Here is a 19,455-nt window from a genome sequence, read left to right as displayed (position 1 = left end):
TCCTACAAGGGATCTCAGTCGGTCTGAGGAACTGTGAACTGACTTGATGACGCAGGCTCCAGCCGAATCATCCGCTTCATCTTCCATTCAAACGCCAGCGTCAAACTCACCGCCGCACACGCCAACCCCAGCGCCAATCCCCACCAGACACCCGTCGGCCCCCAGTTCAAATGGAACGCCATCCACCACGCCGCCGGTGCGCCAATCAGCCAATAGCAAGCGAGCCCGACCAGAAAAGTGGTTTTTGCATCCTTGAGTCCACGAATGCAGCCCATGGCAATCGTCTGCGTGCCGTCGAACAGCTCGAACCACGCCGCCACCGCCAGCAGGCTCACCGCTAGGCGAATCACCTCGGCAAACGCCGGATCATTGTGATCGAGGAACAACCCGACCAACTGGTTCGGCAACAGCCAGAACACCATCGCGAATCCCAACATCACCACCGCGCCAAAGATGATCCCGACCCGCCCGGACATCCGCGCATCACTCAGTTGCCCGGCGCCGTAATGCTGGCCGACGCGCATGGTGATCGCGTACGACATCCCCGCCGGCACCATGAACGCCACCGAGACAATTTGCAGGGCAATCTGGTGCGCGCCCAATTGCGTGCTGCCCATGGTGCCCATGCACAACGCCGCGAAGGCGAACAAACCGACTTCCACCGCGTAGGTGCCGCCGATTGGCAGGCCGAGACGCCACAGTTCTTTGAGATATTGCCGGTTGGGCCGCGACAAGCCTTCGCGCAATGGATAAGCGTCATAGGCCGGATGCCGGCGAATATGCCAGGCCAGCGCCAACGCCATGCAATTGGCGACAATCGCTGTGACCAGGCCGATGCCCGTCAGGCCCATTTTCGGCAGACCGAACATGCCGGTGATCAGCGCGTAATTGAGCAGGAAATTCGCCACCGTGCCGGCCAGGCTGATGACCATCACCGGTGTCGCCCGGCCGATTGCACTGGTGAAACCGCGCAGGGCCATGAAACTGAGGTAGCCGGGCAGGGCGAAGGGCAGGGCAATCAGGAATTGCCCGGCCGCGTTGACGTTGGTTTCGGTCTGGCCGAACAGCAGCAACACCGGTTTCAGGTTCCACAGCAGCAACCCGGCGCCCAACGCCATCAGCCACGCCAGCCACAACCCGGCCTGGGTCAGACGCGCAGCGCCAATGATGTCGCCGGCGCCCTTGCGAATAGCCACCAATGTGCCGACCGCTGCAATCACGCCGATGCAGAAAATCGACACGAACGAATAAGTCGCCGCACCGAGACCGCCGCCCGCAAGCGCTTCAGGACTCAGGCGCGCCATCATCAATGTGTCAGTCAGCACCATCAACATGTGCGCCAACTGTGAAGCAATCAACGGCCCTGCCAGCCGCAGAATGGCCCAGAGTTCGGTACGCACAGGATGCTGCATGGTCATCACCACTCAATTTCAGAGGGAACAGGAGACCGTCGATTCTCGGCGCTTGGCGGGCTTTGCACAAAGGGATAAAAAGGATGGGTGGCATGATTAAAACTCATCCTGAGTAAACGGTTTAAGATTGGCTTTATCCCGCTATCGGAGCTTTCTGCATGTCTCGTCGTCTTCCTCCCTTGTATGCCCTGCGCGCATTTGAAGCGGCGGCGCGACATAGTTCGTTCACCCGGGCTGCCGAGGAACTGTCGATTACCCAGAGTGCGGTGAGTCGGCATATTCGGACCCTCGAAGATCACTTCGCCTGTCGGCTGTTTCATCGCAGCGGGCGCAATCTGCAACTGACCGAAGCGGCGCGGTTGCTGCTGCCCGGGATCCGCGAAGGCTTCAGTGCGCTGGAGCGGGCCTGCAATACCTTGCGTGCCGAGGACGACATTTTGCGCATGAAAGCGCCCTCGACCCTGACCATGCGCTGGTTGCTCGCGCGCCTGAGTCGCTTCCGTCATTTGCAGCTTGGCAACGAAGTGCAACTGACCAGTGCGTGGATGGACGTCGATTCGGTGGACTTCAACGATGAGCCGTTCGACTGCGCGGTGCTGTTGAGTGACGGGCATTTTCCGCCGGACTGGGAGGCCAGCCTGCTGTTTCCTGAAGAGCTGATTCCGGTGGGGGCGCCAAACCTGCTGAATGATCAGCCGTGGGATCTGGCTCGACTGGCTTGCACCGAATTACTTCACCCGACACCGGACCGTCGCGATTGGCGCAGTTGGCTGGAACACATGGGGCTGTCCGATCAGGTGTCACTCAAGGGTGGGCAAGTGTTCGATACCCTCGAATTGGGCATGATCGCGGCGGCGCGCGGGTACGGTGTGTCGATGGGCGACCTGTTAATGGTCGCCGAAGATGTGGCGCAGGGAAGGCTGAGCCTGCCGTGGCCAACCGCGGTCGCCAGCGGCTTGAATTACTACCTTGTGTGGCCAAAGACCCGCCCGGGAGGTGAACGTTTGCGCCGTCTCAGCGACTTTCTGCAAAGCGAAGTCCGCGCCATGGAATTGCCGGCGGTTGCGCGCTTGAGCTGAAACGTTAGAGCCGCCACAATACCGGCCTTGTGCCATAACCTTGTTTTCCGCTCAAGTATTTGGATCCACCGCCGAATACGTGCTTGTGGAACCGTCGTGCCGGTATCCACGATTCACCCCCACAACCAGAAAAATTTCCGAGTCGAGATCAAGGAGGATCCCGTGGCTCGGCCAGGAGCTGTCCATGTCTCAACCTCGCGCTCGGATCGCCTCGCAGCTGGGCCTCGCGCTCGCTGTAATACTGGCGATAGTTATCAGTGGCAGTACGGTGTTCGCCTTGCGTTCGCTGGACTCCGCCAACCTCGCCACCCGTGAAGAGCATCTGGCCAGTGAGGCGCGGCTGCTGGCCGACCAACTGAGCACATTCCACGGCACGCTGCGTGAAAGCACCCAGCGCCTGAGCGGGCTGTTCGAGAAGCGCTTTAGCGCAGGTCTGAGCATTCACCCGAGTGAGCCGGTGAATGTTGCCGGCACCCAGACCCCGGGTCTGCATCTGGGCAGCGAAGTGCTGAACAACAACTTCAAGGAAGTCGACGAGTTCAAGCAGATGACCGCCGGCGTCGCCACACTGTTCGTGCGCAGCGGCGAAGACTTCATCCGCGTCAGCACTTCGCTGACCAAACAGGATGGCACCCGTGCCATCGGCACCTTGCTCGATCACGCGCACCCGGCCTACGCGAAGTTGATGGCGGGGCAGGGTTACGTCGGTCGCGCCTTGCTGTTCGATCGCTCCTACATGACCCAATACACCCCGGTGCGCGATGGCAGCGGCAAGGTGATTGCGGTGCTGTTCGTCGGCTTCGATTACACCGACGCGCAGAACATCCAGTTCGATAACCTCAAGCGCTTCCGCATTGGCCAGAGCGGTTCGCTGGCGTTGCTCGACGAGCAAAACAAATGGCTGGTCGCGCCGGCGGGGGTGCAGGCGCTGGATCAAGCCGTTCCGGTGATCAAAGGTTTGGCTGCAAAGCCGGGCAAGGGTGAGTTCTGGAGCGACACCTCGGAAGATTTCTACAGCATTGCCGTGCCGTTCGATGGCGGACCATGGTCGGTCGTGGCGAGCATGCCGAAAGCCGAGATCCGCGCGGTGACCTGGAGCGTGGGTACGCAACTGGCCATTGGCAGTCTGTTGGCGATGCTGCTGGCGGTCGGATCTGTGGTCTGGCTGCTGCGCAGCAAACTGGCGCCTCTGGGGGATCTGGTGCGTCAGGCCGAGGCCTTGGGCGCCGGTGATCTGAGCGTTCGCCTGAACGTATCGAGCAACGATGAAATCGGTCAGTTGTCGCGCGCGTTCAACCAGATGAGCCAGGCGCTGTCGACCATGGTCGAGCACATCCGCCGCTCTTCGGAAGAGGTCAATAGCCGTGCCCAGGCCCTGTCCGGTTTGTCCGGTGGTGCGTATGAAGGCATGGAGCAACAATCTGGCGAAATCACCAGCATGGCCGGCGCGGTGGAAGAGTTCAGTGCGACGTCGTTGAACATCGCCGACAACATGGGCGCGACCCAGCGTCTGGCGCAGGAAAATGCCCAGCAAACGCAGATTGGCCGCAGCTCGATGGAAGAAGCGTCGTCCTCGCTGGAGCAAATCGCTGGCGCCCTGAACAGCACCGCTACCGTGATCAACACCCTCGGTCAGCGTTCGCAGGAAATTGGCGGCATTGTCGGTGTGATTACTTCGATTGCCGAACAGACTAACTTGCTGGCGCTCAACGCCGCGATTGAAGCGGCACGTGCCGGTGAACAAGGTCGCGGCTTCGCCGTGGTAGCCGATGAAGTGCGCAGCCTGGCCTCGCGTACTCGTCAGGCGACTGATGAAATTTCCAGCATGATCCACAGCATCCAGCAGGAAACCGGTAACGCGATCAGCACCATGGAGCAGGGCAATGTGCTGATGCAGGAAGGTTTGTCGCGCAACGCCAACGTGGCGTCGGCGCTGGCGCGAATCGATGAACAGAGCCGTTCGGCGGGACAGCAGTTTGCCGCGATTACCACGGCCACTCAGGAGCAGAGCAGCACCGCGACGTTGTTGAGCAGCAATTTGCAGAGCATTGCGCTGGCCAACAGTGAGCAGCGTGAGGTTGTGTCGAACCTGGCGGTGACGGCTAAAGAGCTGGAGAAACTGGCGGCGGATTTGCGTTCCGAGGTTGATCGCTTCCGTTGATACAGCCTTGATATAGCTTTCGCGAGCAAGTTTCCGGGGTAGCTGACAAATTGTGTGAACACCCGAAAACCTTGTGGGAGCGAGCTTGCTCGCGAAGGCATCCCTGCCAATTCTTGATAAATCACACGATCGCAAGCTCCGCTACACTTGCTGAAACGTTTCCGCAGCGCTATAAAAATGGCACAACTCCAATAAAGGCTGCTGCCATGACCCCGCTCAAACTCGCCGTCGCCCTCGGCGCATTCTCTGCTGCTTCCCACGCCATGGCTTGGGATTACGTCCTTCTCGATACCAACAAGCCCGCGCAAAACTGGACCATCACCAGTGAGCAGCTCGGCGTGAAAACCGCCAAACCCTTCTCCGTGAGCCTGCGTACCTTGCACGGTGGGCGGCAAGAAGGCGTCAGCATCGTCGATATCGATAACGGCGAGATGAAACTCTCGGTGGTGCCCACCCGAGGCATGAACGTCTTGCAGGCTTCTGTCGGCAACGTGCGGATGGGTTGGGATTCGCCGGTCAAGGACGTGGTTAACCCGGCCTTTATCGAGCTCAACGGGCGTGGTGGCCTGGGTTGGCTGGAGGGCTTCAATGAACTGGTCGCCCGCTGCGGTTATGAATGGGTCGGCCATCCCGGCATCGACAATGGCGAACTGCTGACCTTGCACGGCCGCGCCGCCAACATCCCGGCCAGCACCGTCACCCTGCATATCGATGAAAAGCCGCCCTACGCCATCAGCCTGCGCGGCGAGCTGAAGGAGCAGGCGTTCAAGAAAGTCGATTTCTCGGTCGTCACCGAGCTGGTCACCGAACCCGGCACTGCGCGTTTCGCCCTCAATGACACGCTGACCAACAACGGCGATTATCCGAAGGAATACCAGGCGCTGTATCACAGCAACTTCAGTACGCCGTTCCTCGAGCAGGGCGCACGTTTTGCCGCACCGGTAAAACAGGTCTCGCCGTTCAACGACAAGGCCAAGGGCGATCTGGCTGACTGGCAGACTTATCGTGCGCCGACCAAGGACTACGACGAAACCGTCTACAACGTCGTGCCCTATGCCGACGCCAAAGGCGAAACCCTGACTGTTCTGCATAACAAGGCGGGCAGCCTCGGTGTTTCCGTTGGCTTCAATACCCAGCAGTTGCCGGTGTTCTCCCTGTGGAAAAACACTGACACTCAAGGCCAGGGCTATGTCACGGGGCTGGAGCCGGGCACCAGTTTTTCCTACAACCGCCGCTATCAGCGTCCGCTGAATCTGGTGCCGACCATCGCGCCCAAAGAACAAAAACAGTTCCAGATCAGCTACAGCCTGCTCGCGGACAAAGGTGCTGTGGATAACGCCTTGAAGCGTGTGAGCGAGATTCAGGCCGGGCGTGAAACCGAAGTGCGGCAGACGCCGCTGGTTGATCTGACCGAGCATTAAGGTGTCGCAGGCCGGTATTGCAGTGCCTCGGCCAAGTGTTCGCGTTTGATTGCATCGACTTGCTCGAGGTCTGCCAGTGTCCGGGCGACCTTGAGAAGCCGGTGCGCGGAACGCAGCGATAGCGTTAAACGCTCACAGGCCGACTCCAACCAGGCTTCGTCGACTGTGGATAACTTGCAGTGTCGCTTCAATCCCGGCAGATCGAGAAATGCATTGGCGCAGCCTTGACGCTTTTGCTGTCGTTCGCGAGCCTCGGCTACCAGTGCTGCGGCGCTGGCGCTGTCCTCTCCCGGCTTCACCTGCGGGTTCAACGCCGTCGCTTCTCGCGCCACTGTCAGGTGCAAGTCGATCCGGTCCAGCAACGGCCCCGAGAGTTTGTTGCGATAGCGCTGCACCATGTCCGGCGTGCAGGAACACTTGCCGCTCGGCTCGCCGAGATATCCACAGGGACACGGGTTCATCGCCGCCACCAACTGAAATCGCGCCGGGAAACGCACGCGATCCTTGGCCCGGGCAATCACGATATGCCCGGACTCCAGCGGCTCGCGCAGCACCTCCAATACCTTGCGATCAAACTCCGGCAGCTCATCGAGAAACAGCACGCCGTGGTGGGCGAGGGTGATCTCGCCGGGTTGCGGTTTTGAGCTGCCCCCGACCAGTGCCGGGCCGGATGCGGAATGGTGCGGCTGGCGGAATGGACGCTGCGGCCAGTGGGTCAGCGGTACGCCACTGGCGACGGATTGAATCGCCGCAACCTCAAGGGCTTCGCATTCGGACAGCGGCGGGAGCAGTCCCGGCAATCGACTGGCCAACAGCGTCTTGCCCGTCCCCGGGGGGCCGCTGAACAGCAGGTTATGCGCACCCGCTGCGGCAATCAGCAGCGCCCTTTTGGCTGCCATTTGCCCCTGCACTTCGTTCAGGTCTGGATAGGGTCTGGCGGCATGCATCAAACCGTCCGACACGTAAGGCTCCACCGGCGTATGGCCGTTGAAATGCGCCACCGCCTCCAGCAAATGATCCACCGCAAACACCTTCAACCCGGACGCCAGACAGGCCTCCTCGGCATTCGCTCGCGGCACCACAAGCGCCCGCCCGGCCTTGCGCGCCGCCAGTGCTGCGGGCAATACCCCGCGCACCGGTCGCACCGCGCCGGACAACGCCAACTCACCCAGACATTCCACCTCATCCAGCGTCAGACACGGCACCTGCACACTCGCCGACAAAATCCCCAGGGCAATCGCCAGATCAAACCGTCCGCCATCCTTGGGCAGATCCGCCGGCGCCAGATTCAAGGTGATCCGCCGCGCCGGAAACTGCAGCCCGGAATTGATGATCGCACTGCGCACCCGATCCTTGCTCTCCTTCACCGCCGCCTCGGGCAGACCGACCATGGTCAGCGACGGCAGGCCGTTGGCCAGATGGACTTCGACGGTGACAGCGGGGGCTTCCACGCCAATCTGGGCGCGACTGTGGACGATGGAGAGGGACATGGTCGTTCCTTGAGCTGAATCGGGAACCGCTTCCTGCGGGTTTTTTAAGGGTAGTTGAGCCGGGTTTCAGTGCTGGAATAGAGGTTTACAAGACGTATCAAAACCCAATGGCGCGGCACTGCTTCCCTGAATTGGAGCGTTGACTCTCGACCGGCATTGACGGATCATCCCGTCCGAGGACTGCAACTGCGCATTCGTCGGGACTGGGCACCAGCAAAAGCTCCCCCGCATTTTTGGCAGCAGAGAAAGCTGGTTTTTCTGAAGTAGTGACGACGGGCCAGCTCGTCGGATTCTGAACCCATGGTTGCAAAGCCAGGAGCTAAAGAATCGCTGCGACTACTCCTCCAAACACAAAAAAGGCGTCCTATGGACGCCTTTTTATTTTTGACTCAGGATCTTCTACCGGCCAGCGGGCCGCTTGGCTCAAGCTCTGGCCCACACGTAACAGCAACTTCAATAAATCGCCGTTGGTTGGCTGACATATCCCCAGCCAACCGGAGTGCTTCGAGATGTAGTTCAACAATCTGAAGAAGCTTTGCCTTTCGCTTTTTTGGGCTCATACGCACCTCGTACGATTGGGTTGTTGATTTCGATGTTATTGACCGTTCACAGAAATGACAAGCCGGTTGGTATGGTCGAATTCGAACCCCAGTTTCCGGTAGTAAAAAACAACATTCGGATCAGGATCCTGAATTTCGATTTCTTTGCATCCTAGCGCTCGCGCATAGTGATCTGCGACAAGCAGAGCAATCGGCGCGATCCTGCCGCGAAGCGGGTGCGCCCTGTCCGGATGCCCTTCCAACAGAATAATCTTTAAGCAGATAGAGCTTGCGCGCGGGGTCGCATAGCACATGCCGCAAAGAATCTGTTTGAACCATATCGCCAAATCCAGACCTTTCGCATCTTTACTTTTCCAGTCTGCAACGTCATCCCAAGGGAAAATTGTTGGCCCCTCCCAGAGAAAGTATTGCTTTATCGCTGCTGGGGTAATTGGCTCAAACTTGACCGCTGCTGCATCAATATTTGGGATTCTCGGGGCAATGTTCTTTAGAAAGAATTTGTAGGCGATCTTTCGCGAGTTTGATCTGAATGTCTGGTTACGAAGATCCGTTGCTTTGCCTTTTCTTCTCATTGTTTTCATCTGTTTGGATCTGGTCGCAGAAGATAGCCAGCAGAGAGGGGGCAGCGAAATCAGACGTGGGGGACGCGTTTTGTAGGACGTTACTTCTGTGAGTGGAGGATTTCGGAGTAGGGGGGGCGAGTTAACGAAGACACAAGACAGGTCATTTCAGTGGTATCACTGAAATGACCGTTGGTGAGGTTGCAGCGCAAAAATTCAGATCAATTGCAGAGCCTTTCTCCACCATGAGTTCACAACCGTGCGGTTTGCTTGTTCTCGCTCCGTCACCATGTGTGGCACATCCTGCAACCGTATCCACGGCTGATTATTCCAATGCAACAAACTCAACGTCATGTCCGGCCAACTGAGCAGGCTCAGGTGTGGACGTTCGCTTGTGCAGGGATGTTGGGCGTCGCGCAGGGTGGGGATGACCTGGTGGGTGAGCCATTCGCGTAGCGCTCGGTATTCGGGGCAGTAGTGGTAGACGAGGAGGGCGTAGATGCCGGATTCGCTGATCAGCAGGGTGTTTTCGATTTGATTGTGGATGAGGGTTTTACGGGTTTGGTATTGGTCGGGGTCGAGTTTTCGCAGCATGCGTTCGTTGAGGTAGATGTGCAGCAGGCGACTCAGGTCTCGGGCGCAGAACCAGGGTTGGTTCTGGATGAGAAGGGCGTGGAGGGGGAGTTTGTGGCGGGTGAAGATGTGCGGGCTTAGATAAGTCTCTTCTTGATTCATGGAGCAGTTCCTCTTGCTTAAGGGGCTGCCCTCAATCGTCGCCAAACGATTGGGTGGCAGTTGTACGCGGGTTGGCGAACCGGAGCAAAAGGAACCCGGCAGACCCGAAGGTCTCCCACGCACAACCGCCATGAAACGATGTGGCGGTAAATGTAGCCGCCATCATGGTTGTCGTGCGCCTTAAGCTGTTCGGGTCGCCAAACCCGGTGCTGAACATTCAGCATCGGGTGAGCTTAGAAACCTGGGCTTTTCGGCGCAATCGGACGGCGGTCATTCAGGTTGTAGGACGTTGCCGGGATGGTTGAAGGGCTGGAGATCAAAAGATCGCAGCCTTCGGCAGCTCCTACAGGGGGCGCGGATTATTCAGCGGGCGGCGTCAGCTTTGCTTCCATCTCGGCGACTTTGGCTTCGAGGCTTTCGAGGCGTGCGCGAGTACGCGCCAACACAACCATCTGACTATCGAATTCTTCCCGGCTCACCAGGTCGAGTTTGCTGAAGGCGCTTTGCAGCAGCATCTTGAACTGGCTTTCGATTTCGGCTTTCGGCAGCGGGGTGTCGCCGTTTAACAGGCGGGAAGCGGTGCCGCTCAGGGCGTCGAGGAAGTCTTTGGGCGCGAGCATGGAATGTGTCCTGTAAACAGTGGCGGGCAGTGTATCACGCAGTGTCTATAGTCACTGATGCAGGCATGGATGCACGCTTTTCGCGCAAGGGGGCGGGCGGCGACGCACCGTTGTTGTGCGTAACCGTCGGGCCTTTTTCGCGCTAACGCCTGTGGCAGCGGCCAAGGGATTGAAATCAGGGGATTTTGGCGAGATGGCAAGGTTTCTGCTTAGTCACCTTCGACCCATGCACTGATGCAGTCGCTGTGACGAATGCAGTGCGGCAGACGGAGCGGGGAGTTTCGTCAGCAGCGGTTAGCTGGCGTCAGTCGGGCAGGTAAGGCCGACGATGCGTTACAAAGCCAGGCACTGCGCTTAGACTTGAGTCGGGTTTGTTTTCCTGGGGCAAGTCCACCAATTCGGGAGAGAGTTTCATGAAGCTAGTCACTGCCATCATCAAGCCGTTCAAGTTGGACGACGTGCGCGAGTCGCTGTCCGAAATCGGCGTGCAGGGCATTACCGTTACTGAAGTTAAAGGCTTCGGCCGGCAGAAGGGTCACACCGAGCTGTATCGCGGCGCGGAATATGTGGTCGATTTTCTGCCCAAGGTGAAAATCGACGTGGCCATCGACGACAAGGATCTGGATCGGGTTATCGAGGCGATAACCAAAGCGGCCAACACCGGCAAGATCGGTGACGGCAAGATCTTCGTGGTCAATCTGGAACAGGCGATCCGCATCCGTACCGGCGAAACCGATACCGACGCGATCTAAGCGCCGCCACAAACCCCAACGCCCCAGGAGAAAACAATATGACTCTGCGTAAATTCGCAGGGCTAGGAGCCCTGTTGTCCATCGTAATGCCAAGCCTTGCAATGGCGGCAGACGAAGTGGCGGCCCCGGTCCTCAATTCCGGCGACACTGCCTGGATGCTCACCTCGACAGCCCTCGTGCTGTTCATGACCATCCCCGGCCTGGCACTGTTCTACGGCGGCATGGTTCGCTCGAAAAACATTCTTTCCGTGATGATGCAGTGCTTCGCCATTACCGGTCTGATCAGCATCCTGTGGGTCATTTATGGCTACAGTATTGCGTTCGACACCACCGGCATGGAGCAGGGCGTCGTCAACTTCAACTCGTTCTTCGGCGGTATGGGCAAGGCGTTCCTCGCCGGTGTCACGCCGTCGAGCCTGACCGGCCCAGCGGCGCTGTTCCCTGAGGCGGTGTTCATCACCTTCCAGATGACCTTCGCGATCATCACCCCGGCGCTGATCGTCGGTGCGTTCGCCGAGCGGATGAAGTTCTCCGCGATGCTGATCTTCATGGGCGTCTGGTTCACCCTGGTTTATGCACCGATCGCGCACATGGTCTGGTCCGGCAACGGCGGCCTGATGTGGGACTGGGGCGTGCTCGACTTCGCGGGCGGCACCGTGGTGCACATCAACGCTGGTGTGGCTGGTCTGATTGCATGCCTGGTATTGGGCAAGCGCAAAGGCTTCCCGACCACGCCGATGGCTCCGCACAACCTCGGTTACACCCTGATGGGCGCGGCGATGCTGTGGGTCGGCTGGTTCGGCTTCAACGCCGGTTCCGCTGCAGCGGCCAACGGCACCGCCGGCATGGCGATGCTGGTCACTCAGATCGCTACCGCTGCTGCCGCGCTGGGCTGGATGTTTGCCGAGTGGGTCACCCACGGCAAGCCAAGCGCACTGGGTATCGCATCGGGTGTGGTTGCCGGTCTGGTAGCGATTACTCCGGCGGCCGGCACCGTGGGCCCGATGGGCGCACTGGTGATTGGTCTGGCCGCAGGCGTGGTGTGCTTCTTCTGCGCCACCACCCTTAAACGCAAACTCGGTTATGACGATTCCCTGGACGCGTTCGGCGTACACGGTATCGGCGGTATCCTCGGCGCGATCCTCACCGGCGTATTCGCTGCTCCGTCGCTGGGTGGTTTCGGCACCGTGACCGACATCGCCGCGCAAGTGTGGATTCAGTGCAAAGGCGTCGGCTTCACGGTGATCTACACCGCGATCGTCACCTTCATCATCCTCAAGGTGCTGGACGCTGTGATGGGTCTGCGTGTGACCGAGGAAGAAGAATCGGTCGGCCTCGATCTGGCACAGCACAACGAACGCGGCTACAACCTGTAAGTACGCGCAGCAAAAAACTTGCCCGGTTCGCCGGGCATTTTTTTGTCTGGAATTTGTCGCAAAGAGAGCAGCTGAAAGGATTTTTCGTACGGCTTTGGTCGTGTTTACGACGAGCGTTTTTCTACGGCCAATGGCTTACATCATTGCAGGAATATTAGGGCCTTTGTTTTTTCCCAGAGCGCGCTAGAATGCGCCCCGAACGTGCGGAGAACTGTATGTGGCAACAGACTCTGATAACCCTGCGGGCACGGCCCCGGGGCTTTCATCTGGTGACGGACGAGTTGATCAAAGGGCTGCCTGAACTCAGGGAGTGCCGGGTCGGTCTGTTGCATTTGTGGCTGCAGCATACCTCGGCGTCGTTGACCATCAACGAGAACGCCGATCCGGCGGTACGTCGCGACTTCGAACGATTTTTCAATCGTCTGATCCCACAAGGAACAGACGGCTATGAGCATAACGACGAAGGCCTGGACGACCTCCCGGCGCACTTCAAGGCCAGCGTGCTTGGCTGCCAGATCAGTCTGCCGGTTTCGGCAGGTCGCCTGGCACTGGGAACCTGGCAAGGCGTTTATCTGGGCGAGCACCGTGATCATGGCGGTGCCCGAAAAGTCCTCGCCACCTTGCACGGTGAAGGGGCGTAAACCGTTGGTCACCAATGGTTACTGATTTTTTAACGGCGACTTTCGACAGTTGCCAAAGCTGGTCTATAACTAATCTGCTTTTCGCAAGTCATGAGGTAGAACATGAGCGACGATGATCTGGAAAACGACGACCTCGAAGTAGGCGACGAAGACGAGGCCGAGGAAGGTCTGGAAGCAGCAGCGGAAGACGTTGCTGAAGACGATGGTGGCGACGATACGCCGGCCCCGGCTGCCAAAGGTAAAGCCAAGGCCGCGGTGTCGGTAGATGAATTGCCGAGCATTGAAGCCAAGAACAAGGAACGCGACGCCCTGGCCAAGGCCATGGAAGAGTTCCTGTCGCGTGGCGGAAAAGTGCAGGAAGTGGAGGCCAACGTGGTCGCCGATCCGCCGAAGAAGCCGGACAACAAGTACGGCAGCCGCCCTATCTGAGGCGTGCCGCTGGCTTGCTGAAAAGGCCCGCCGTCGCTGCGGGCTTTTTCATGCCTGGAATAAATGAGCTGAAGTGAATGCAGTTCCCTTGTGGGAGCGAGCTTGCTCGCGAATGCGGTAGGTCGTACAGCATTGCAGTGACTGACCTGACGCTTTCGCGAGCAAGCTCGCTCCCACAGGGTTTGTGGATTATTTCGAGGTGGCATTCCAGCGTGCGAGTACGGCTGGCAAATCACTCAGGCTGCGAATCTCGGCATCCGGCAGACGATCCGCTTCCCAGACTTTCCCCGCCGGGTTAAACCAGATTGCCCGCAACCCCGCCTGTTGTGCTCCAGCGATGTCATCGCCCGGATGATCGCCAATATGCACGGCTGTTTCGGCTGTAGCGCCACCACGCTGCAAAGCTTCATGAAACAACCGGGCATCCGGTTTGGCGATGCCGATATCTTCCGCGCACAACGCAAACTTGAAGTAGTCCGCCAGGCCCAATCGACGCACATCAGCATTGCCATTGGTGACCACGCCAAGCGCATAGTAATTGGCGAGAATCTCCAGTACTGGTTCGACTTCAGGGAACACTTCGATCTGATGCCGCGCATTCAGAAACACTTCAAAACTCTTGTCCGCCAGCGCCGACGCCTCGTCATGGGCGTACCCGGCTTCTTCCAGTGCATGGAACAACACCCGCCGGCGCAGCGCGCTGATGCGATGTTTCAGCCCCGGCTCATTGGCCAGCACCCGCTCACGAATCCCCCACAAATGCTCCACCGGCAACGCACCCAGATTCGGCGCATGTTCGCTCAGCCATTCGCGCAATATCGCTTCGGCGCTGACGATCACCGGAGCGGTGTCCCACAAGGTGTCGTCGAGGTCGAAGGTGATCAACTGGATGCTCATGAATCATCGCCTTTCATGCGTTTGGCTCGTGGGTGAGCACTGTCGTAGACCGCCGCCAGGTGCTGGAAGTCCAGGTGGGTGTAGATCTGCGTAGTCTTGATGTCCGAATGGCCGAGCAATTCCTGCACCGCGCGCAGATCCTGCGAGGATTCGAGCAGGTGGCTGGCGAAGGAGTGGCGCAGCATGTGCGGGTGCAGGTTCTGCCCCAGTTCGCGTTCGCCGGCCAGTTTGACCCGCACCTGAATCGCTCGCGGGCCGAGGCGCCGACCTTGCTGGCTGACGAACACGGCGTCGTCTGCGGGGTTGGTCATGGCCCGTAACGGTAGCCATTGTTCCAGTGCTTCGCGGGCCTTTTTACCCACTGGCAGCAGGCGGGTCTTGCTGCCTTTGCCAAGCACTTGAACCATGCCATCGGCCAGATCAAGTTGATCAAGATTAAGCCCGGTCAGCTCTGACAAGCGCAGGCCGGAGGAGTAGAACAACTCCAGAATCGCCTGATCGCGCCGCGCAAGAAAATCATCCTCGACCGCCCCTTCAAGCAGTTGCAGTGCGCGATCAGTATCGAGGGTTTTCGGCAGGCGACGTTCGCCCTTCGGCGGTGCCAGACCGGTTGCCGGATCGTGGTCGCAAAGACCTTCGCGATTCAGATAGTGGTAAAGCCCGCGCACCGCTGACAGCAGCCGCGCGAGGCTGCGCGAGGATTGCCCCTGCGCATGCAGACGAGCGATCAGGCTGCGCAGACGCTGAATATCCAGCGCCGCCCAGCTGCCGATGTTCTGTTTGACGCACCAGCCAAGGACTTTATCGAGATCGCGGCGGTAGGCCGACAGCGTGTGCGGCGACACCTGTCGCTCACTGCGCAGGTGTTCGCAGTAAGCGTCCAGTTGCCGTTCCATGCTCAGCGTACCGAGCGCAGGGAGCTGTTGACCCGTGGCAGTACACGGCCCATGACTTCGGCGATATAGCTGAGGAACAGCGTACCGACCGAACTCTTGTAGTGCTGCGGATCACGGCTGGCGATCGCCAGAATGCCGTGGATGCCTTGATGACTGACCGCGACCACGGCGGTGGAGCCGATCTGTTTGCGCTGTTCTTCGCCGAAGAGGAAGTCCAGTTCATGCTCACGCAGGCTGCCGCTGACGCTTTTGCCTTCGGTGAGCAAGCCACCGATGGCGACTTGTGCGTCGGCGTGAGTGACCCAGCGACCGACCGGTGCCGGGTTGTCACCGAGCAGAATCAGGCTGACAAAGGGCACCTGAAAATCCTGGCGCAGGCTGTCTTCGACGCTGATCACCACGTCTTCGAGGCTGGCGGCGTCCATCAGGGACAGTATGAGACGGCGGGTCTTGTCGAACAGTCGATCGTTGTCGCGGGCGACGTCCATCAATTGCGAGAGGCGATGGCGCATCTCGATGTTGCGGTCGCGCAGAATGGTCATCTGCCGCTCGACCAGCGAAACGGTATCGCCACGCTGGTGAGGAATGCGCAGGGCGGGCAGCAGTTCTTCGTGCTCGACGAAGAAGTCCGGATGAGCCTCCAGGTATGCGGCAACCGCTGCCGCCTCCAGGCTCTCGGACGCTGATTCGTCGGACTGTCGGGCGGGTACCTGAGGCTTATCGGTCATGGTTTCTGCTCACTCAAAGACGTACTTGTCCTTCGTATACACGCACTGCCGGACCGGTCATCAGCACCGGTTGGCCAGGGCCTGCCCACTCAATGGACAGGCGCCCGCCTGGCAGGTCGATCAATAGCGGCGAATCCATCCACCCCTGGCTGATCGCAGCGACAGCCGCTGCACACGCGCCGGTACCGCAGGCCTGGGTTTCCCCGGCACCGCGTTCCCACACGCGCAACTGCGCACGGTTACGGTCGATGACCTGGAGAAAACCGACATTCACGCGCGCGGGGAAGCGCGGATGGTGTTCGATTTTCGGTCCCAGTTCATGCACCGGTGCACTGTTGATGTCCTGCACGCGCAACACGGCGTGCGGGTTGCCCATCGACACGGCGGCCAGTTCGACCGTGGTGCCGTCGACTTCCAGTTGATAGCTGCTGGCCTGCGCCGGCGCTTCGAACGGAATGTCCGCTGGCACCAGACGCGGGGCGCCCATGTTCACGCCGATCTGGCCGTCGTTACGCACGTCCAGTTCGATGATGCCGCCCTTGGTCTCGACGCGAATCTGCCGTTTGGCGGTCAGACGCTTGTCGAGCACGAAGCGTGCAAAGCAGCGCGCACCGTTGCCGCACTGCTCGACTTCCGAGCCATCGGAATTGAAGATCCGGTAACGGAAATCCACGTCCGGATTGCTCGGTGCCTCAACGATCAGCAACTGGTCGAAACCGATGCCGGTGTGGCGGTCGCCCCACTGCTTGGCGTGCTTTGGCTGAATATGCGCGTGCTGGCTGACCAGGTCGAGAACCATGAAGTCATTACCCAAGCCGTGCATTTTGGTAAAACGCAGCAGCATGGGTTACTCCGGCAGCAGGCTTTCGCCGGCAAACAGCTCGGCCACGGTTTCGCGGCGGCGCACTTCAAAAACCTGATCACCGTCTACCAACACTTCGGCAGCACGGCCACGGGTGTTGTAGTTGGAACTCATCACAAAACCGTAGGCACCGGCCGAATGCACGGCCAGCAGATCGCCTTCGGCCAGGGCCAATTCACGGTCCTTGGCGAGGAAATCGCCGGTTTCGCAGATCGGGCCGACGATGTCGTATTTGCGCGCAGCGGTATCACGCGGTTTGACCGCGGTGACGTCCATCCACGCCTGATACAGCGCCGGGCGGATCAGGTCGTTCATCGCCGCGTCGACGATGGCGAAATCTTTGTGTTCGGTGTGCTTGAGGTACTCGACCTGCGTCAGCAGCACGCCGCCGTTAGCGACGATGAAACGGCCCGGCTCGAACACCAGCGCCAGGTCGCGTCCGTTCAAGCGCTCGCGCACAGCCTTGATGTAGTCGGCAGCCAATGGAGGCTCTTCATCGCGATAGCGCACGCCCAAACCACCACCGAGATCGATGTGGCGCAGGTGAATGCCGCAGTCGCCGAGACGATCGACCAGATCCAGCAAGCGATCGAGCGCATCAAGGAACGGTGGCAGGGTGGTCAGTTGCGAGCCGATGTGGCAGTCGACACCGACCACTTCCAGGTTCGGCAGATGCGCGGCGCGCACGTACACGTCTTCGGCGTCGGCGATGGCGATGCCGAACTTGTTCTCTTTGAGACCGGTAGAAATGTAAGGGTGGGTGCCGGCATCGACGTCCGGGTTCACCCGCAGCGATACCGGGGCGCGAACGCCCAGCTCGGCGGCGACCACTTGCAGGCGCTCCAGCTCGTCGGTGGATTCGACGTTGAAGCAGTGCACGCCGACTTCGAGGGCGCGACGCATGTCGTCACGGGTCTTGCCGACACCGGAGAAGACGATCTTGTCAGGGCTGCCGCCAGCGGCCAGCACTCGCTCCAGCTCACCACGGGAAACGATGTCGAAACCGGCACCGAGACGGGCCAGGACATTCAGCACGCCGAGGTTGGAGTTGGCTTTGACCGCAAAGCACACCAGGTGCGGCATGCCGGCCAACGCATCGGCATAGGCCAGATACTGGGCTTCGATGTGCGCGCGGGAGTAGACGTAGGTGGGCGTGCCGAAGCGATCGGCGATGGCGGACAGCGCCACACCTTCCGCGAACAGCTCCCCGCCACGGTAGTTAAAAGCGTCCATGGCGATCCCTTATTGGTAAACGTCGTGCTTGTGTGCTTTGGACGGCTGCTTCTGCGAAGACTGGGCTTGCTCGGCCGGGTCCTGATCGTCATCCGGCAGGTACAGCGGGCCTTTTTGACCACAGGCCGAAACGAGGCAGGCAACCGCGACGAGCGCAGCAAGGGAAGAGATCAGGCGCTTCATGGCGAAATCCTTGAAAATGCGTTAATTGCGCCGGAGTATACCGGCCACCCGGCAGCTTGCCTATGCGAGGGGGTTCCCGTCCGGCGGGGCTTGTCCGTGAGCACTGGTAACCCTGAGGGAGCGAGCCTGCTCGCGATGGCGGTGTGTCAGGCAACAATAATGTTGAATGTGCCGGCCATTCGCGAGCAGGCTCGCTCCCACAGGGTTGGGTGTTCGATGCCCTGACCGGTGCTTGGTCGTTAATCTTTGCAATCGGCCAGCAGCGTCCGTATCTTTCGGCGCTTGTGCCTGATCAGACATTTTTTGAGGTTGCCGCAATGAGTTTGTCCGAAGCCCGTTTCCACGATCTGGTCGATGAAACCCAGGAAAAACTGGAAGACATCTTTGACGAGAGCGACCTGGACATCGATCTGGAAAGTTCGGCCGGTGTGCTGACCGTCAAGTTCGAAAACGGCTCGCAGCTGATCTTCAGCCGCCAGGAGCCGCTGCGTCAGCTGTGGCTGGCGGCGGTGTCCGGTGGTTTCCACTTCGACTACGACGAAGAAAGCGAGCGCTGGATGTGCGACAAGAGCGAAGAGCAACTGGGCGAAATGCTCGAGCGCATCGTCAAGCAGCAGGCTGGCGCTGAATTCGACTTCGAAGGTCTGTGATTCCGTGACTGACACCGCTCCCGTTCGTCCACCGAAGCCGCTGTACAGCAACATCAGCCCGGCCGTGCCCTCGCCGTGCAGCGGTGTGTGCCGATTGGATGAGCAGAAGGTCTGCCTCGGCTGCTTCCGCCATGTCGAAGACATTCGCGAATGGCGCTCGGCAGACGATGACCGGCGACGTGTGATTTGCGCGCAGGCGTCTCAGCGCAAACAGTGCGGCGGGGCGTGACTTGTATATTTTTTGAGCTGTGATAGTGTCCGAACACGCCTCAACCCATCGAGGCCTGGTGAAAACCCCGTCTTTTTTGGCGGGGTTTTGCTTTTTTTGTGTGCAGAAGAAAGGAGTCTGCCCGGATCATGACCGCACCTTCCATCACCCTTACCCGTCTGGACGTGCAACGTCTGGAGCGCCTGATCGACAGCCTGGATGACACGCTGCCGGGCGTGATTGCGCTGCAAACCGAGCTGGACCGCGCCGACACCGTGGTCGGTCACGATGAAGTGCCCGCCGATGTCGTGACGATGAATTCCCGTGTGCATTGCCGCGAAGAAGGCAGTGGCAAGGATTACCACCTGACGCTGGTCTATCCGAAGGACGCCAACGCCGATGAAGGCAAGATCTCGATTCTGGCGCCAGTCGGCAGCGCACTGCTGGGCCTCAAGGTCGGTCAGCACATCGACTGGCCGGCTCCGGGTGGCAAGACCCTCAAACTGACCTTGCTTGAAGTCGAATCGCAGCCGGCCAACGGCGGTGAATTCCGCGAGTAAGC

At 59.6% G+C, this 19,455-nt stretch carries 21 protein-coding genes; 10 read left to right on the top strand and 11 right to left on the bottom strand.

Annotated features, from left to right (window positions below; genetic code table 11):
* Window positions 1-14 precede the first annotated feature (14 nt).
* Window positions 15-1,412 carry a NorM family multidrug efflux MATE transporter gene (locus AB4N74_RS22925; RefSeq protein WP_460097313.1) on the bottom strand — a complete coding sequence of 466 codons (1,398 nt, stop codon included), beginning with the start codon at window positions 1,410-1,412 and terminating at the stop codon, window positions 15-17.
* A gap of 158 nt (window positions 1,413-1,570) precedes the next feature.
* On the opposite strand from AB4N74_RS22925, the gene AB4N74_RS22920 reads away from it, so the two are divergent.
* The 3 genes from AB4N74_RS22920 to AB4N74_RS22910 all read left to right on the top strand — a co-directional run bounded on the left by AB4N74_RS22920 (window position 1,571) and on the right by AB4N74_RS22910 (window position 6,073).
* Window positions 1,571-2,491, top strand: coding sequence for a LysR substrate-binding domain-containing protein (locus tag AB4N74_RS22920; RefSeq protein WP_099757501.1), 921 nt, complete (start codon window positions 1,571-1,573; stop codon window positions 2,489-2,491).
* A 184-nt stretch (window positions 2,492-2,675) separates the two neighbouring features.
* On the top strand, window positions 2,676-4,652 hold the full coding sequence (locus AB4N74_RS22915) for a methyl-accepting chemotaxis protein (RefSeq protein ID WP_007920409.1): 1,977 nt from the start codon (window positions 2,676-2,678) through the stop codon (window positions 4,650-4,652).
* Between the two features lie 206 nt (window positions 4,653-4,858).
* Window positions 4,859-6,073 carry an aldose 1-epimerase family protein gene (locus tag AB4N74_RS22910; RefSeq protein ID WP_460097310.1) on the top strand — a complete coding sequence of 405 codons (1,215 nt, stop codon included), beginning with the start codon at window positions 4,859-4,861 and terminating at the stop codon, window positions 6,071-6,073.
* Here the strand turns inward: AB4N74_RS22910 and AB4N74_RS22905 are convergent.
* From AB4N74_RS22905 to AB4N74_RS22890, 4 genes are all read right to left on the bottom strand, one after another.
* Window positions 6,070-7,563 carry a YifB family Mg chelatase-like AAA ATPase gene (locus tag AB4N74_RS22905; RefSeq protein ID WP_460097308.1) on the bottom strand — a complete coding sequence of 498 codons (1,494 nt, stop codon included), beginning with the start codon at window positions 7,561-7,563 and terminating at the stop codon, window positions 6,070-6,072. The genes AB4N74_RS22910 and AB4N74_RS22905 overlap by 4 nt on opposite strands.
* Window positions 7,564-8,158: 595 nt before the next feature.
* Window positions 8,159-8,704 carry an N-acetyltransferase gene (locus AB4N74_RS22900; RefSeq protein ID WP_342593393.1) on the bottom strand — a complete coding sequence of 182 codons (546 nt, stop codon included), beginning with the start codon at window positions 8,702-8,704 and terminating at the stop codon, window positions 8,159-8,161.
* A gap of 195 nt (window positions 8,705-8,899) precedes the next feature.
* Complete coding sequence (locus AB4N74_RS22895; RefSeq protein ID WP_460097307.1) at window positions 8,900-9,418, bottom strand: BRO-N domain-containing protein; 519 nt, start codon at window positions 9,416-9,418, stop codon at window positions 8,900-8,902.
* Window positions 9,419-9,777: 359 nt separating this feature from the next.
* Window positions 9,778-10,038 carry an accessory factor UbiK family protein gene (locus tag AB4N74_RS22890; protein ID WP_460097305.1) on the bottom strand — a complete coding sequence of 87 codons (261 nt, stop codon included), beginning with the start codon at window positions 10,036-10,038 and terminating at the stop codon, window positions 9,778-9,780.
* A gap of 413 nt (window positions 10,039-10,451) precedes the next feature.
* On the opposite strand from AB4N74_RS22890, the gene glnK reads away from it, so the two are divergent.
* The 4 genes from glnK to sutA all read left to right on the top strand — a co-directional run bounded on the left by glnK (window position 10,452) and on the right by sutA (window position 13,236).
* Complete coding sequence (gene glnK, locus AB4N74_RS22885) at window positions 10,452-10,790, top strand: P-II family nitrogen regulator (RefSeq protein WP_002555808.1); 339 nt, start codon at window positions 10,452-10,454, stop codon at window positions 10,788-10,790.
* A 38-nt stretch (window positions 10,791-10,828) separates the two neighbouring features.
* Window positions 10,829-12,166, top strand: coding sequence for an ammonium transporter (locus tag AB4N74_RS22880; protein WP_186620136.1), 1,338 nt, complete (start codon window positions 10,829-10,831; stop codon window positions 12,164-12,166).
* 215 nt (window positions 12,167-12,381) lie between these two features.
* On the top strand, window positions 12,382-12,807 hold the full coding sequence (locus AB4N74_RS22875; protein WP_102901435.1) for a secondary thiamine-phosphate synthase enzyme YjbQ: 426 nt from the start codon (window positions 12,382-12,384) through the stop codon (window positions 12,805-12,807).
* A 102-nt stretch (window positions 12,808-12,909) separates the two neighbouring features.
* On the top strand, window positions 12,910-13,236 hold the full coding sequence (sutA, locus tag AB4N74_RS22870) for a transcriptional regulator SutA (RefSeq protein WP_093429713.1): 327 nt from the start codon (window positions 12,910-12,912) through the stop codon (window positions 13,234-13,236).
* Between the two features lie 189 nt (window positions 13,237-13,425).
* Here sutA and AB4N74_RS22865 read toward each other — a convergent pair whose 3' ends face one another.
* From AB4N74_RS22865 to lptM, 6 genes are read right to left on the bottom strand one after another with little or no spacing between them, the layout of a single operon-like run.
* A complete protein-coding gene (locus tag AB4N74_RS22865; RefSeq protein WP_460097302.1) occupies window positions 13,426-14,133 on the bottom strand; it encodes an HAD family hydrolase in 708 nt (235 codons plus the stop codon).
* On the bottom strand, window positions 14,130-15,029 hold the full coding sequence (gene xerC / locus AB4N74_RS22860) for a tyrosine recombinase XerC (RefSeq protein ID WP_007950060.1): 900 nt from the start codon (window positions 15,027-15,029) through the stop codon (window positions 14,130-14,132). Before xerC ends, AB4N74_RS22865 begins: the two co-directional genes overlap by 4 nt.
* Window positions 15,030-15,031: 2 nt before the next feature.
* Complete coding sequence (locus tag AB4N74_RS22855) at window positions 15,032-15,757, bottom strand: DUF484 family protein (RefSeq protein WP_064116398.1); 726 nt, start codon at window positions 15,755-15,757, stop codon at window positions 15,032-15,034.
* A 13-nt stretch (window positions 15,758-15,770) separates the two neighbouring features.
* Window positions 15,771-16,601, bottom strand: coding sequence for a diaminopimelate epimerase (gene dapF, locus AB4N74_RS22850; RefSeq protein ID WP_095119833.1), 831 nt, complete (start codon window positions 16,599-16,601; stop codon window positions 15,771-15,773).
* A 3-nt stretch (window positions 16,602-16,604) separates the two neighbouring features.
* The gene (lysA, locus tag AB4N74_RS22845; RefSeq protein ID WP_116254256.1) at window positions 16,605-17,852 is read right to left on the bottom strand and encodes a diaminopimelate decarboxylase; all 1,248 of its coding nucleotides are present in this window, start codon (window positions 17,850-17,852) and stop codon (window positions 16,605-16,607) included.
* Between the two features lie 9 nt (window positions 17,853-17,861).
* Window positions 17,862-18,035 (bottom strand): LPS translocon maturation chaperone LptM, encoded by a 174-nt coding sequence (lptM, locus tag AB4N74_RS22840; protein ID WP_007911098.1) that lies wholly within the window; start codon window positions 18,033-18,035, stop codon window positions 17,862-17,864.
* Between the two features lie 317 nt (window positions 18,036-18,352).
* Here lptM and cyaY point away from each other — a divergent pair, with 317 nt between their 5' ends.
* The 3 genes from cyaY (at window position 18,353) to rnk (ending at window position 19,453) form a co-directional block, all read left to right on the top strand.
* The gene (gene cyaY / locus AB4N74_RS22835) at window positions 18,353-18,685 is read left to right on the top strand and encodes an iron donor protein CyaY (protein WP_077575013.1); all 333 of its coding nucleotides are present in this window, start codon (window positions 18,353-18,355) and stop codon (window positions 18,683-18,685) included.
* Window positions 18,686-18,689: 4 nt separating this feature from the next.
* On the top strand, window positions 18,690-18,914 hold the full coding sequence (locus AB4N74_RS22830) for a DUF1289 domain-containing protein (RefSeq protein WP_093429716.1): 225 nt from the start codon (window positions 18,690-18,692) through the stop codon (window positions 18,912-18,914).
* A gap of 128 nt (window positions 18,915-19,042) precedes the next feature.
* Complete coding sequence (gene rnk / locus AB4N74_RS22825; protein ID WP_027610444.1) at window positions 19,043-19,453, top strand: nucleoside diphosphate kinase regulator; 411 nt, start codon at window positions 19,043-19,045, stop codon at window positions 19,451-19,453.
* Window positions 19,454-19,455: the final 2 nt, after the last annotated feature.

The sequence above is a fragment of the Pseudomonas sp. H3_C08 genome (genome assembly GCF_054669455.1).
The sequence above is the reverse complement of the archived record's forward strand: the minus strand, read 5'-3'. Positions and strand labels throughout refer to the sequence as shown.